This is a genomic window from Draconibacterium sediminis (genome assembly GCF_000949475.1).
In the GTDB taxonomy this organism is placed as follows: domain Bacteria; phylum Bacteroidota; class Bacteroidia; order Bacteroidales; family Prolixibacteraceae; genus Draconibacterium; species Draconibacterium sediminis.
On the sequence record NZ_JRHC01000001.1, the window covers coordinates 188,032 to 203,370 of the forward strand.

10 protein-coding genes are annotated in these 15,339 nt (G+C 41.4%); 2 read left to right on the forward strand and 8 right to left on the reverse strand.

Features of this window, described 5'->3' with window-relative positions; translation table 11 throughout:
* Positions 1–153: 153 nt before the first annotated feature.
* From LH29_RS00745 to LH29_RS00770, 6 genes are all read right to left on the reverse strand, one after another.
* Positions 154–573: an endonuclease domain-containing protein gene (locus LH29_RS00745; protein ID WP_045025665.1), complete on the reverse strand. Its 420-nt coding sequence runs from the start codon at positions 571–573 to the stop codon at positions 154–156.
* 175 nt (positions 574–748) lie between these two features.
* On the reverse strand, positions 749–3,148 hold the full coding sequence (locus tag LH29_RS00750) for an ABC transporter permease (RefSeq protein WP_082063360.1): 2,400 nt from the start codon (positions 3,146–3,148) through the stop codon (positions 749–751).
* A gap of 131 nt (positions 3,149–3,279) precedes the next feature.
* A complete protein-coding gene (locus LH29_RS00755) occupies positions 3,280–5,628 on the reverse strand; it encodes an ABC transporter permease (protein WP_082063361.1) in 2,349 nt (782 codons plus the stop codon).
* Positions 5,629–5,710: 82 nt separating this feature from the next.
* Positions 5,711–6,409: an ABC transporter ATP-binding protein gene (locus tag LH29_RS00760; protein ID WP_045025671.1), complete on the reverse strand. Its 699-nt coding sequence runs from the start codon at positions 6,407–6,409 to the stop codon at positions 5,711–5,713.
* 148 nt (positions 6,410–6,557) lie between these two features.
* Positions 6,558–7,814, reverse strand: a complete 1,257-nt coding sequence (locus LH29_RS00765; protein WP_232302807.1) for an efflux RND transporter periplasmic adaptor subunit — start codon at positions 7,812–7,814, stop codon at positions 6,558–6,560.
* Between the two features lie 166 nt (positions 7,815–7,980).
* Complete coding sequence (locus tag LH29_RS00770; RefSeq protein ID WP_045025673.1) at positions 7,981–9,333, reverse strand: TolC family protein; 1,353 nt, start codon at positions 9,331–9,333, stop codon at positions 7,981–7,983.
* 291 nt (positions 9,334–9,624) lie between these two features.
* Here LH29_RS00770 and LH29_RS00775 point away from each other — a divergent pair, with 291 nt between their 5' ends.
* Together LH29_RS00775 and LH29_RS00780 are read left to right on the forward strand one after the other, a co-directional pair.
* Complete coding sequence (locus tag LH29_RS00775) at positions 9,625–10,989, forward strand: sigma-54-dependent transcriptional regulator (protein WP_045025676.1); 1,365 nt, start codon at positions 9,625–9,627, stop codon at positions 10,987–10,989.
* Complete coding sequence (locus tag LH29_RS00780; protein ID WP_045025678.1) at positions 10,986–12,338, forward strand: sensor histidine kinase; 1,353 nt, start codon at positions 10,986–10,988, stop codon at positions 12,336–12,338. The genes LH29_RS00775 and LH29_RS00780 overlap by 4 nt, the downstream gene beginning before the upstream one ends.
* Positions 12,339–12,353: 15 nt before the next feature.
* Here the strand turns inward: LH29_RS00780 and LH29_RS00785 are convergent, their stop codons facing one another.
* Entirely contained in the window at positions 12,354–12,764 is a 411-nt protein-coding gene (locus tag LH29_RS00785) for a DoxX family protein (protein WP_045028374.1), read from the reverse strand.
* A 194-nt stretch (positions 12,765–12,958) separates the two neighbouring features.
* Positions 12,959–15,334: a glycoside hydrolase family 127 protein gene (locus LH29_RS00790; protein ID WP_157493517.1), complete on the reverse strand. Its 2,376-nt coding sequence runs from the start codon at positions 15,332–15,334 to the stop codon at positions 12,959–12,961.
* Positions 15,335–15,339 lie beyond the last annotated feature (5 nt).

Here is a 15,339-nt window from a genome sequence, read left to right on the forward strand (position 1 = left end):
TTCACATCTCCGATTGGCGAGTTATTTATTTTGAATTTTAACTTTCATATTCTTCACAAAATCTTGTTCAATGCTGACTCCCATAAGCCCCTTTAGGGGTTTGGGGTAAAAACAAAGTGTTTTACCTTGGCTTTTCCACCTGTTTCCTCACCCCTAAATCCCCTGAAGGGGACCTTTTGCTATCTCCGATTGGCGTTTTATACATTTCTGCTTTATTGTTTCAATTACTTGGGTTATATTTCTCTCAACCTCTTCATTTGTGAATCGGACCACTTCAATACCCCAATAATTCAATTCGCCGGTTCTGCCAATATCATATTCTTTTTGATCTTTTGATTTATGAATCCCTCCATCTACTTCAATTACAAGTTTTAACGGTTGACAATAAAAATCAGCGATAAAAATGTCAATAGGATGCTGTGGACGGAAACGAAGTCCCAAAACCTTCTTCCCTTTTAATTGCTCCCACAACAAAATTTCAGCCTCAGTCATGTTATTTCGTAAAAGTTTTGCCTTTTCGAAAATATGAGCTTTTGCCCCGTAAAACATTGAAACATTATCGCTTATTGACATTTATATAATTTTGTAATTCTAATTTTTTTTAACCCCTATTTCCTCTAAAGGGGACTTTTTTACGTCTCCGATTGGCGTATCACTTCTCTTATAATTTTAACTTTCATTTTCTTCACTAATCTGGTGCATTGCTCGGTCCCAGAAACCCCTTTAGGGGTTTGGGGTAAAAACTAGCTTATTCGTATCTCAACGCTTCGACAGGATTGCGCGTTGCTGCGCGCCAACTCTGCCAACTCACAGTCAACAGCGCAATTCCCAATGCCAACACTCCGGCCAAGGCAAAAATCCACCAACTTAATGTGGTTTTGTAAGCAAAGTTCTCGAGCCATTTGGTCATAACATAGTATGCAATGGGAGTTGCAACAATGGAAGCAATAGTTACCCATCTTACAAAATCTCGATTTAACATAGTAAGGATTTCAGAAACTTTAGCTCCGTTAACTTTTCGAATACCAATTTCTTTGGTTTTTCCTTCAGTAGCAAGAATTGACCAACCAATCAATCCAAGTACACTAATCAGGATGGTCACAATTGTTAATCCGGAAATCAGTTTTGTACGGCGAATATCTTTCCCATAAGCTTCTGATTGATCATAATGCCATTGATACAAAAAAGAATCGGGATAAAATTCATCGTAGACGGTCTTGAGGTGTTTGCATGCTTCCACTAAATGCCCCTCTTTATACTTGATGGAATAAGAACCGGTGACCCTGGACATGTGATAAGCCAGAACGGTTGGTTTTATTGGGTTGTAATAGGATTCGGAATGAAAATCGTCAACAACTCCAACAATAACACCATGCTGAAAACCATGACCACGCAAAATAGTTCCCAATACATTCTTTTGATTCATTTTCTCAGCAAAACTTTCATTCACCAACACTTCTATAGGGGAATTTCGAACTTTGAAAAAATCATCAAATGATTTAGGTTGCTTATTGGGGTCCAAGTTCCTACCTGCTAAAAGTGGAATATTATAAACCTCTACAAATTCAGGATCTTCCTGAAGTAATATTGCAGAAATGCTTTCCTTCGGGTTATTTTCAACTTTAACTTCTTCCATGTTCTCCCCTCCAACAGGCAAAGGTACCCCATGCGAAAAGTTTGTAATAAACGGTGATTTTAAAAGTTCCTGTTTTATAGCTGCGATGCGTGAAAGATCAGTTTCGCGGATAGCAAAAGATTGTGTATTATTTAGGTCACATCCGGGATCTTTTTCTTGAATGTAGTTCATCTGTTTGACCAGAACGAAAGAAGACATTAACAAAGCCGTAAAAACAATAATCTGTCCAACAATAAAATAAGCCCCCATCGATTGTCGCGACTTCAGGTTTACGCTTTTATGCTGCATGCGGTGTAAAGTCCCCGATAAAAGTCTCTCTAGCAGCCAAGCAGCTATACTGCCAAGTATAAGGGCACTTCCCAATATCAGGAAAAGCTGCAATGGATAATCGTAAAGAATAAACTGATGATTATTTCCCAAATACTCTCCAAAATGTTGATGAATGAATTGAGCCAGGGGAGCCGCCAAAAACAAGGCGAGTAACATTTGCAACAAGGTATAAATAATCTCATTGATAAAAACATCGCGTTTACCCGCACCATTAAAACTCAAAATCTTTTGTGTCTTGAAATACTTAAGCGATAGCGATGAATTCAAGAGAATATAATTCAGCAAAGCAACACTAAGAATCAATACCGAAATAATTGTCAACACCTTGATAAACACCAGCGACCCCATAGAGCCACCTGTAACGTATTCTGAATGAAAGTGGATATCCGTTAACGGCTGAAGCTTCCATTCGTCGTAGTCGGGTTTAGAATTAAATTTATTTCCATAATTGGCAAAATAAGTTTCAGCTATATTCGTCTCAACCTCTTCCCTTATGGCATTCGGAGACAGTAAAAGAAATGATTCAACTCTACCTGCTCCCCAATGGTTACTGGTTTTCCCATCTAAGTTCATAACAAAATCAGCCTGTATGGTTGATGTTGAAGGGATGTTTTTCATCACGGCAGCAACCTGAAATTGCTTTGGCGATTTTTTCATATTATCAGTATACAAATCGAAAGTGAGTTGTTGCCCAATTGGATTTTCCTGTCCAAAATATTTGCGGGCACTCCGCTCACTAATTACCAAAGCATTGGGTGTTTGGTCAAACTCACTAATATCTCCAAGAACAATGGGGAATGAAAAGACATCGAACAAAGACTGATCGGCATACAATATTCCTGGCTCATTTCCTGTAACACCCTCTTTATGTACAGTTACCGGCTCAGGAAGAAATTCTTTCGTATACCTAACAAAGTTTAAAACTGAAGGGTCATTTGCTTTTAAAGTTGGAGCAACGATAGTTGGGATAATCTGGTCGAACCTGTCATCGTACTTTTGTAATATTCTTGCTATTTGATTTTTATTTTTGTTAAACTGATCAGTCTTCAATTCATGCACCATAAAATTGAGCAGAAAAAGCACAACAGAAATGGCGATTGTAAGACTAACAATACTAATTATCGTGTAGAGTCTGTTTCTAAATAATCTTCTTATTACAAGTAAAAAATTAAATCTGGTCATAGTTTAGTATAAAAAATATTCATATTTCATTGTTCCATCTGGGATGCATGATTCTTTGCTCCTCTCTCTATTCATACCTCAAAGCTTCAATACTGACTAAACTTCGTTTGTCAGCATCTTCGCACTTCTCACTATTCATATCGAAGTGCCTCCACTGGATTTCGTGTAGCGGCCCGCCAGCTTTGCCAGCCAACAGCCATAAAGCCTATAAACAGTGCAAAAGCAGCACTAATCAGAAAATATACAGGACTGATGGAAACGCGGTTTACAAAATGCTGTAACCATTGATGCATGGTAAAATAGCTGCCGGTAAAAGCTATTGCGATAGCAATTAGCACCAGGATAAAGGTCTCTTTCAACAACTCGCTTACCACCTGCGATTCTGTGCTACCAATCACTTTACGTATTCCAATTTCCTTTTTCCGTCGGTTTACATTCATCACCGAAAGCGCCATTAATCCAATAAAACTGATGATAATTGCCAATCCGGCACCGGTAGTAACCAGTTTTATCATTCGCTCTTCGTTGGTGTATTTATTGGCGTAAACATCAGTTAACTGAAACTTGCTAATGATCAATTCCGGTGAATAGCTTTTAATCACCTCATCAATTTGGGCCAGCTGAGCAGAGGTAGTTCCTTCTTTTGTTCGCACATATAGATTGTTTACGTTGGTGCGGTAGTTGGTAAGAACAAGAGGTGCAATTGGTGCTCCCGGATGATCGATGTAATAAAAATCCTTTGCAATGGCAATTACCGTTAAAGGTTCGTCAAACATATCGAGCAAGCTCCCCACTTTTACATCGGGACCAAGCATTTTTGCTGCAGCTTCATTAAGAATCACTGCTCTTTTGTCTGCTTCCGAGTTATTAAAATAACGGCCGTCGACCAGTTCCAGCTGCATTGTTTTTGCAAACCCGGGTTGTACCCGGTATTCATTAATACCTTTAAAATTTCCGGGATCGCCATATTTTTTTATTCCCTGTCCGCTAGAGCCATGCCCCATGCCATGATCGGAAGATGCAACATCTTCAACAAATGCCAGTTGCGATAATTCATCAGCAATAGACGACGCGCTTCTTCGCACCTCATTATTCAGGTTGGTGATGCCGATTACATTCCCGGGATTAAAACCCAGAGGCACTTCCTTTAAATAGTTCACCTGGGCAAAAACAATTACCAGGGCACTAATGAGAAAAACAGAAATGGAAAACTGCGAAATAACGGCAATGCGCGACAAGGTGCTTTTACGTTTTACTTTTGAAGACTTTCCTTTAAGCGCATTTACGAGATTTAACTTCGACAAATAATAACTTGGATAGGCACCCGAAACCAGTATTAAAATTGTTAGAATTCCCATAACCAGCAAAATGCCGGAGAAGGAAAACATGTCTGAAAGTTCGATCTGGCTTTTCATTAGCCTCGCAAACGCGGGCTGAACAAGTGCCGTTAGTCCCAACGCCAACACAAACGACAAAAGGCTAATTACCGATGTTTCGGTAAAAAACAAACGTGACAAAGTGCTTTGCGTTGCTCCCAGTGACTTTCGGGAAGCAATTTCAGAAATGCGTTTTTCGCCATGTAAAACATATAGGTTAATGTAATTCACCATGGCAATAAGCAGCACTAAAAAAGCAATGCCGGCAATAATAAACACGTGCGTTAAATTGGCTTTTGGCGAAAGATCAAAGTCAACAGCCGAATGCAAATGCAGATCAGCCAGCAGCTCAGTTCCCGTTTCTACTGTTAGGCTGAATGGTTCACCCCAGGGTTTCATAAGCTCGTTGTTTGCAGCGGCTATTTTTTCACCTACCGAAGCTAAATCCGCATTTTCATCAATTCTGAAATAGGTGTAAAGTTCCAGCCCACCCCAGTTTTCAGGATGAACCGTCTGCATCGAAAGCAGCAAATCGAAATTAAAATGCGTATTATTGGGTAAATCATTTATTACACCCGTTACAGTAACCGGATCTTCCGAAACATTTAAAACCTTGCCAACACAATCCTCAGTATTGAATACTTTTAATGCAGTTGACCGGGTAATAACCACGTTTTTTTCACCCACCAAAGCATCATCGGCGTTTCCCTGAATCAACTCCAGTCCGAAAACATCAAAGAAATCCTTGTCGGCAAACAACATATGCACGTTTGGGAATTTTTGCTTCTCAAATTCTGCTGTAGTATTCCAGCCGTTATAAATCTGAGTGGCCGATCTTATTTCCGGAACCCGCGATGGAATTTCGGTGTACGCTTTGCGCAAACAAATGGCATAATTGGTGGTATTTCCATTTTCGGTAACTGCGTTGTAAAGTCGTAAAACATTGTTTTTTGTTTGAAAATGCTGGTCGTAACTCAACTCGTGTTTCAGGTAAACTGATAACAGCAATACTGCACTTAATCCGATGGCTAATCCGGGCAGGTTTACAAAAACCAACAAAGGATTTCGCCTAAACATTCTGAATATAAATCGTAAATTTTTCATGGCTTCCGATTTTATGTTGGTTCGCGCAGAAAGCAAGGCGTTAACCTCTCTCTCTGCCCGTTGCGCTTCGCGATCTGCTCTTTTACAACAGGATCTCTCCCATTTCTTTTTTCACCTCTTCGGTAATAATCATACCGTCGAACAGGTTTACAACGCGGTGGGCAAATTCCGAGTCGTGCAACGAGTGGGTAACCATAACAATGGTTGTTCCTTCGCGGTTGAGTTCGGTAAGCAGGTTCATTACTTCCAGACCGTTTTTAGAGTCAAGGTTACCCGTTGGCTCATCGGCAAGAATCAGTTTCGGGTTGGCAACTACCGCACGGGCAATGGCCACACGCTGCTGCTGACCTCCTGAAAGTTGTTGCGGGAAGTGTTTTGCACGGTGCGCAATTTTCATTCGCTCCAGTACTTTCTCTACCATTTCTTTGCGCTCGCGGGCTTTTAGTTTTAAATAGATGAGTGGAAGCTCCACATTTTCGTAAACATTCAGCTCATCAATCAGGTTAAAGCTCTGAAATACAAAACCAATATTTCCTTTGCGCAGCATGGTACGGTTCCGTTCTTTTAACTGCCCAACTTCTGCACCATCGAAATAATATTCGCCGCTGGTCGGATTATCCAGTAAGCCGATAATATTCATTAAGGTTGATTTCCCGCAACCCGAAGGCCCCATAATGGCTACAAATTCGCCCTTTTTTATATGAAGGCTTACTTCATTCAATGCACTGGTTTCCACCTCTTCAGTGCGGAATACTTTTGTCAGATTTTCTGTCTTTATCATGATATTTTTATTTTGTTGTTTGATTCTATTTTTGTCATTTCGACGACTCAGGAGGAGAAATCTGTTAATAAATGGTAGAGATTTCTCAGTCGTACCTCCTTCGAAATGACAAGCAACTTTTGCCTTTTGCCTTTCTACTTTTTACTTTTTACTTAAAAACAATCTTGTCGTTATCGCCAAACAAATCATAGCTTGAAGTAATCACTTTCTCTCCCGGTGTTAAACCTTCCAACACTTCATAATACTGTGGGTTTTGTTTCCCGATGCGGATGCTGCGTTTTTCGGCTTCCGTTCCGTTATCGTTTAGCACATAAACCCACTGGCCTCCGGTACTTTGAAAGAAGCCACCTTTTGGAATTAGTACGGCTTTTTCAGGTTGACCGAGCTGTAATTTTGTGTGATAAGTTTGCCCGGTGCGAATGTTATCCGGTTTTGCCCCTTCAAAGATCATATCAATTTCAAACTGACCTTCACGAACTTCAGGATATACCTTTTTAACGGTTAGGTTGTAGTTTTCGCCACCACGATCGAACGACGAATTTAAACCGCGGCGCACACGATCGATGTAATGTTCGTCGATAAGCGCATTGATTTTAAAGTCGGTTAAAATATTTATCATCCCTATTCGCTGTCCGCGGGCAATTGACTCCCCGATCTCAGCATTTAATAATCCCAACTGACCGTCGGCAGGTGCTTTTACATTCAGGTTATCCAAACGCAGGCGGGCCATTGCCAGGTTATCGCGCATATTTTCCAGACTCTCGTCCATATTTTTCTTTTGGTTGGAACGAAAAATCGAATCCTGTTCAAACTTCAGGTAAGTCAGTTCCTTTTCTTTGAGTGCCAGGTCGTAATCTTCTTTGGCTTGCAGGTATTCCTCGCGGGCAATCAGGTCATCTTCATACAATGCCTTATATTGTTTATATTTTCGTTCAGCCTGTGTTACCTGCAAATCAATCTGTAGCTTGGCTCGCTGGTTACCAATCTGTTGTTGTTCAATGGCAATTTGCGTGTTCCTGAGCTCGTTGGAATGATATGCCATATTCGATTCACTGTTCATAATGGTGGTATTCAGGTCGTTGTTTTTCAAACGAAGAATAACATCACCTTTTTTCACCATTTCTCCTTCTTCGATGAAAATCTCTTCCACTTTTCCACCTTCTTCCACATCGAGGAAAATGGTTGTTATCGGTTCCACCTGGCCAATTACGGTGATGTAATCGTTAAACTCGCCGTCGGTAACGGAGCTTATGGTCAGCTTATCTTTCTCGGCCCGAAACACGGAACCACTGCTTCCCGATACCACTTTATACAACAGAAAGGCAAATGCTAATCCGCCAACAATCCAAATAATGTGTTTGGCTTTTAGGCCTTTCTTCTTTTCAATTTTTTTATCCATTCCCATAATAAACCTGCTTTGAGCATGGAGCAGAGGGCAACGTGCCGTGCATCCTATGATATGTTTTATTTTATTTCAATTAATTTGTCATTGGTCAATAGTCATTAGTTTTCTTCCTAATGACCAATGTCTAATGACTTTTCCCTTTTTGCTTATTGCAAACTGCCTACTGCTACTGTAAACTTTCTTCCATTTCCCAAAAGCGCTGTCCGCGGTAAAACTGCAGTATTTTCATTTTTATCTCCCACTGGGTACGCGAACGCAAAACCTGACTTTGTGTATTCGCCAAGCGGTTTTTAGCAATGTAGTAATCGTTGATGTCTATCAGTCCCTGGTCGAATTTCTTCTCGGCAGCCTGGAAAGCCAGCTCGTCAACCTCGGTGCGTTTTACATACTGACTGTGCTCTTTGTACAGCGATTCCAGTTCCGTAAGGTCATTCACCATGTCGAAAAACATTTTTTGACGTTCATCGTCCAGATTATTTTGAGCACGTTCCAGTTCCAGTTTTGCCTTTTTCACCTCTGATCGATTGCTCCACCGGCTAAAAACCGGGATACTTAACGAGGCTCCCAGATACTGGTTTTTGTTATTTTTCCACTGATCGCCAAAAGCCACTGTGTTTCCATCGGCGTCGGTATTGGTTTCGTAAAAACCTGTACCTATCGATCCTCTGGCATAAATTGACGGGTAAAGTGCCGAGCGACTTAAAGCAAGGCCTTTTTCCGTGGCTTTCACATTGGCTTCAATCGACCGGTAATAAGGCGACCAACCGGTGTACTGTTCAAAAAGCTGTTGTGGCTGAGTTACTTGTTCGTTAATTACCACCGTCGAATCATCTACCAGCTCCATTTCCTCAGTCGAAATAAGATTCATCAACTGCTTTAGTTTTAATGTTGCTGTTTCCAGCGTGTTTTCAATCTGAATTTTGTTGAGTTCTTCGCGCTCCAGATTGGCACGCATGTCTAATAAGTCGGTTTTGGCTTTTAAACCAACTTCCACTTTCTTTTCTGTTGTTTTCAAACTTAGCTTTGAGGCTTCTACCTGCTCGTTGGCAATTCCGAGCATTCCTTTATAATAAACCACATCAAAAAAGGCCACCATCACGTTAAACGCCAAATCGTCGGTTGCCTTTAGCCGGTTATATTCCGAGGCCTGTTTCCTGAATTGCTGGTATTTTATCTGGTTCTGAATTCGAAATCCATCGAAAACAACAATGGACGACGACAAATCGAAGCTGCTGGAAAAAAACTCGGTATTGATATAGTCATTGGTATTCGGGTCGGCCGAACGACCAAAACTTAAGCCAGCACCACTTGAAGCTTCTATACCGGGCAACATATTTCGTTTGGCCTGGCGCGCCTGTTCCAGCGATAATCTTTCAAGAATCTCGTAATCCTTTAAATTAATGTTGTTTTCAATGGCATATGAAATACATTGGCTCAGGCTCCATTTTTGCTGAGCCTGAGCCGTATTTCCAATTATCAAATACAAAACTATAATGAGAATTATTCGTTTTTTTATCATCGTATAAAAATTGTTTCTACTACCCGTGCCATTATAATGCCACAAACCCAAACAACTGATATTGTGCTGCTTAAGATTCATCAATTTTCAGAATCGTTAAAATAATTTACAGAATATTGTAAAATAATTTTACAGTTGGTTGGAAATGGTTTTGGCTTAGTCTAATTTTGATTCATCAGTTCTTACCCCTAAATCCCCTAAAGGGGACTTAAGGTGGTTGATTCAAACAGAGCCTTTCCGGTTCTCCCTTCAGGGAGTCAGAGGGTGGAAAGGCGATCAATATTGCACAACATGCCAAAAGGAAACATCTTAATAGTCGACGACAACAAAAGCATCATCAGCACCCTGGAAATTTTGCTGGGGCAGGAATTCGATGCCGTAAAAGGAATTACCAATCCGAACCTCATTCCCAATGAATTGCGGACCGGCAACTATAATGTTGTTATTCTCGACATGAATTTTCAGGCCGGAATAAATACCGGAAACGAAGGTTTGTACTGGCTTGAACAAATAAAAAAAAGCTACCCCGATATTTCGGTGGTACTTATAACCGCTTACAGCGATGTGGAACTGGCTGTAAAAGCACTAAAACAGGGAGCCACCGATTTCGTTCCAAAACCCTGGGACAACAGCAAACTACTGGCTACAATTAAAGCTGCTGTTCAGCTTAACTTTTCGAAAACTGAAGTTGGAAAACTCAGGCAAAAAGAAGCCGGATTAAAGCAGGAGCTAAACCGCGATCAGAAGTTTATTATTGGTTCGTCGCCACAACTTACACAGGTGATGAACATGGTGCGAAAAGTGGCAAAAACCAATGCAAACATTCTGATTACCGGAGAAAACGGAACAGGAAAAGAACTGATCGCCCGCGAAATACACCGTCTCTCGCAGCGCCGAAACGAGGTGATGGTTAGTGTTGATATGGGCGCCATTAGCGAAACACTTTTTGAAAGTGAACTTTTTGGCCACGTAAAAGGTGCTTTTACCGATGCCCGCGAAAACCGCGCCGGCAAATTCGAAACGGCCCACAAGGGAACACTGTTTCTCGACGAAATCGGGAACCTTTCCTTTCATCTGCAGGCCAAATTACTGGCAGCTATTCAAAACCGGGAATTTATGCGTTTAGGTTCTGATAAACCTATCCCTGTTGATATACGGCTGGTTTGTGCCACCAACAAAAAACTGGAGAATATGGTAGTTGAAGGTTTGTTTCGCGAAGATTTGTTGTACCGTATTAACACCATTCAAATAGAAGTTCCTCCGCTGCGCGAAAGAGGCGACGACATTATAGTTCTGGCCGATTTTTTCCTGAAAAAATTTGCTTCGAAATACGAAAAACACGGGTTAAAAATCAACCAACCTGCCCAGGAAAAGCTGCTGAAATACAACTGGCCCGGCAACATTCGCGAACTGCAACACACCATTGAAAAGGCCGTAATTTTGAGTGATTCAATGGTGCTAAAACCCGAAGACTTTTTCTTTAAACAAGTATTTGCATCGAAGTTTGAAGATGAACTGCTGACCATTGAGGAAATGGAAAAACGTATGATTGTTTCGGCCATTGATAAAAATGCAGGAAATATGAGCCTGGCCGCCGATAAACTGGGAATTACACGCCAAACGCTGTATAATAAAATAAAAAAATACGGGCTATGATAAGTAAAAATCTATACGTCAAAATCCTTATCAGAGTCCTGCTTTTACTGACCGGTGCCCTGTTTTTAGGCTGGCTGATATTTGACCGGCAAGCGTACATTTTTGCCATCATTCCTGCCCTGTTTATTTTGGGAGTTACCATTAACCTCATCTATTTTTTGAACCGCATAAACCGACGCATATTTTACTTTTTTGATGCCATAAAAAACGAAGATTCTACACTTCGGTTCCCGAATAACGTCAACAACAAAATTATAAACGACCTGAACCAAAGTCTGCAAAAAGTAAACTCACAGATTCAGCAAATTTATCTCGATAACCAAAAGCAGGAACAATATTTTCAGGCCCTTCTGGAACACGCTGCCACCGGGATGTTCACCTTCAACAGAAAAGGATTTATTCTGCACTCGAACAAACTAGCCAAACAACTTTTTGAAGTGGATGTTCTTACCCACATCAACCAGTTGGAACGAATTGATCCCAAACTTTTTCAGACGATAAAAGAAATACACCCCTCAGAGCAAAGACTGATCACTTTACATTTAAAAAGCGGAATTTTTCAGTTGCTCGTCAAGTCGAATTCATTTATTTCAGACAAAGATGAGTTGATGCTGATTTCGGTGCACGATATTAAGAACCAACTGGATGAAAAAGAGCTGGAATCGTGGCGCAAACTGATACGCGTAATGATGCACGAGATCATGAACTCAATCACTCCGGTAACCTCTTTATCTGAAAGTCTGGCCGGATATTTTTACAAAAACGGGGCAATGGTATCGCCTGAAGACATTAACACAAAAACGATTGAGAACACCATTCGCGGGCTGGAAGTGATTCGCGAACAAGGCAAAGGACTGATCAATTTTGTTGATTCGTACCGGAAAATCACACGGCTTCCGGCTCCCGTGAAGAAAGTCTTCCAGGTGAAAAACCTGATCGATCATATACGGATCTTATCATCTTCGTTTGAGAATGCCGAACATGTTGAGTTATCGTGTAATGTTATGCCACCACAACTGGAATTACACGCCGATGAAAAGCAAATTTCGCAGGTACTCATCAACCTCGTAAAAAATGCTTACCAGGCCAATGAAGAGAATAAAAATGCAAAAATCAGGATCAAAGCAACGGTTAACGAAGCAGGACACCCTACCATTTCGGTTACGGACAACGGCCCCGGAATTTCGGATGAATTGATGGACAAAATTTTTGTTCCGTTTTTTACCACCAAAGAAAATGGTTCGGGAATCGGACTCAGTATTTCCCGGCAAATCATGCAATTGCACGGTGGCAGCCTGAAAATGAGCTCCGTTCCCGGAAAATATACTTCGGCAGTTCTGGTATTTTAATACAGGTTTTGGCTACTACTTTTTAGCAATCAACCGGTCGACCGAAATTTTTCCACTACCCGTTAGCAGCAACACAACATAGCCAACCAGGTAAAGCAAAGCCATTTCTTTGCGGCCAAACGGATCGGCACCATGAACAATAAAAGCAGCTACGGCCATGGTTACGATTGATGGAATTACAGCCAGGCGGGTTCCTAAACCAAGCACAATAAGAATGGAACAGAAAAACTCGGCAAACACAGCCAGTACCAGTGATACTTCAGGCCCTAAACCAAGCGGATCGCCAAATTGCATTTCGCCCGATAACAGACGCTGCAGCTTTGGATAGCCGTGAGTAAGCATAAAACCTCCTGTTGCCAAACGCAACAGCAACAGCGATAAGTGAACACTGGTATTGTTCAATTTTGTTTGAAATAACTTCTTCATAACTTCTAAATTTTGTTTTACACCAAACAGCCATCTTTTAAAATTGTTGGCAGCAATTCTCGAAATTATAGATAAAAAGCCCGATAACCACATGGTTAACAGGCTTTTTAACTTGATATAAATCAACTTATCTTAATCGATTTATGAAAGTCAAACATCCATTTTATTGGCTCAACGATTTACACAAGAATAAATTACGGAATTTCATTCTTCGTGAGCAATCGTACTTCGATAAGCCGTATACTAGACTGATCCGAAGCCTGCACTTTAAATATCAACTCTTGTTTTGTAAGTTCGCTATCAGGTATCGGGATTACTTTTTCAAGAATCGTATCTTCGTCTCCTCCATTCAGTTCTATAGTACCTGCAGATTTGTTATTTACAAGAATTTCTGCCGAACGCGGATATTGCGAGTCAAAATATTTCAGGTATAAAAAGCGACCTGTTTTATCCGGATTTTTCAGATTGTAGCTAAAAAACCGTCGTGTTTCACGGTAGTGATAATCATTTGCATATCCGGTTCTTGAACCTTCAAATTTCACAAAGTGATCCGATTCGGGCTGCTGCTCTCCACATCCCACCTTGTCGACGGTAATTTCTTCGAGGGCAATTCGGGCTTGCTCTTCTTGCTCAACTTCGCGAATCATATCGTTCAGCTCTTCTTTGCTTGCCTGCGACCAGTAGATGTTGTAGCGCGACTCGTGTATCCGGTAAAACGGCAACAACTCCAATCCGTCCTGGTATTGTTCCGGGTATAAACCCTTTAGTTGAAATGCCAGCTGATTTCCGCTTTCTTTTTCCAGCATCGACGGTAAATTATCAGCCGAAGCCACAATTACGGGCCGGTCTTTTAGCGGAATCATTTTGCCATGTGCAACGTGTCCCATGCGACTTGCATCGGCGTATAATCCTTTCAAATCTTCGGTGCCTGTTTTAGCAGCCAGCACAATTGGTCCGTAGTTAAAAGCATAGTTATTACTGCCGTCTTCCAACTGTTCTGTCGTAATTTTCATGGGTAAAACCAGCTCCACTTTATCGCCTTTTTCCCATTCCCGCTTAACCACCGCATAACCATTTTCCGACACCTGAAATTTTGCTTCTTTACCGTTCACCAGTACGTTCAGAGCCCCGTTTTCAACCCACGACGGATAACGCAAATGCAATTCGAATTCGGTTTTTTCGTTCGGATTGATGGTCAGATAAACTTTATCCTCATCCGGGAATTGGGTTTCCATAACCACTTCTGTGTTTTTGTCTTCCCAGTTGAGCACCGATGGAATGAATAAGTTTACGTACAACGACTGATCGGTATGTGCATAAATCATCTCGCCGTATTTTCCCGGGTTTTCGATACCGGAACCCACACAACACCAAAAGCTGGTTTCAGGTTGCGAATACACGCGGTAGTGGTTGGGGCGCATAGGCGTAAAATACACCAGTCCGCCGTTGTCGGGATTAATCGAGGCTAAAATATGATTGTAAAGTGTTTTTTCGTAATAGTCGATAAACTTGCTGTTGTTGCCAAAAGTAGGGTACAACATTTTGGTCAGCTTCAGCATGTTGTACGAATTGCACGTTTCCGGACCTTCAACCGATGAAATCATTTCGGAGAAATCATCTTTTGGATGAAAGTGTTCGCGAACGCTGTTTCCGCCAATGGCTATGCTGCGCCCGTTTACCACTGTATTCCAAAAGAACAGTGATGCATCCGACCAGACAGAATCACCATCCAACTCGGCAATTCGCTGATAACCGATCACTTTTGGTATTTGTGTATTGGCATGTTTTCCAGTCAACTCATCGTGATGTTCGATTAAAGGATCGAGAATTTCATGATGTGAGAACTTTTTAGCCAGATCGAGGTACTTGTCGTTGCCGGTAATTTCGGCTACATCGGCAAAAGTTTCATTTAATCCGCCATGTTCGCTTTCGAGCATGGTTTGTATCTGCTCATTGTTTAACCCTGATACCAAATCCAGCATCCAGTCGGTCATGTCGATCAGCATGGTTTTAGCGGTTTCGTTTCCAGCATAAATCCATGCGTCGCGCAATCCCGCATAGGTTTTATGAATGTTATACAGCGGTACCCATTTCCCATTCAGGCTGAAACCTCCGGCACGAATTTCACCACTCTTTATCTCATCCCATGCCGTTTGTCCACCGGGAACACCACCAACATAACCGTTTCCGTTGGCATCCTGACAGCGTTTTAATTCCGAAATCATGTAGTCGAGTCTTTCCTTCATTTCAGCATCTCCGGTTGATGCGTACATCAGCGAAAGCGCTGTAAGGTAGTGCCCACCAATATGCCCGTCGAGCCCGGTATTTTCCCAATTAGGATAACTTTCGACTTTGGGTTCCAACCCGGATTCGCGCAGAAAAGGAGCCAGCAAACGATCGGGATCAAGCGCCATCAAATAGACAATATCTTGTTTCTGTGCGTTCTTAAACTCGCTGTCGAGGAGCTTTACATCGCTGAGATTAAAATACTCAACAGGCGAGTTGTCTACTGTTTTATCGCAGGAGTTCAGGGCAAAAAATAAGAATATGAATAATGTTGTATACTTCATTTTAA

Coding starts and splice junctions, on each gene's coding strand:
- LH29_RS00745 (WP_045025665.1), bottom strand. CDS start 573: ATGTCAATAAGCGATAATGTTTCAATGTTTTACGGGGCAAAAGCTCAT.
- LH29_RS00750 (WP_082063360.1), bottom strand. CDS start 3,148: ATGACCAGATTTAATTTTTTACTTGTAATAAGAAGATTATTTAGAAAC.
- LH29_RS00755 (WP_082063361.1), bottom strand. CDS start 5,628: ATGAAAAATTTACGATTTATATTCAGAATGTTTAGGCGAAATCCTTTG.
- LH29_RS00760 (WP_045025671.1), bottom strand. CDS start 6,409: ATGATAAAGACAGAAAATCTGACAAAAGTATTCCGCACTGAAGAGGTG.
- LH29_RS00765 (WP_232302807.1), bottom strand. CDS start 7,814: ATGGGAATGGATAAAAAAATTGAAAAGAAGAAAGGCCTAAAAGCCAAA.
- LH29_RS00770 (WP_045025673.1), bottom strand. CDS start 9,333: ATGATAAAAAAACGAATAATTCTCATTATAGTTTTGTATTTGATAATT.
- LH29_RS00775 (WP_045025676.1), top strand. CDS start 9,625: ATGCCAAAAGGAAACATCTTAATAGTCGACGACAACAAAAGCATCATC.
- LH29_RS00780 (WP_045025678.1), top strand. CDS start 10,986: ATGATAAGTAAAAATCTATACGTCAAAATCCTTATCAGAGTCCTGCTT.
- LH29_RS00785 (WP_045028374.1), bottom strand. CDS start 12,764: ATGAAGAAGTTATTTCAAACAAAATTGAACAATACCAGTGTTCACTTA.
- LH29_RS00790 (WP_157493517.1), bottom strand. CDS start 15,334: ATGAAGTATACAACATTATTCATATTCTTATTTTTTGCCCTGAACTCC.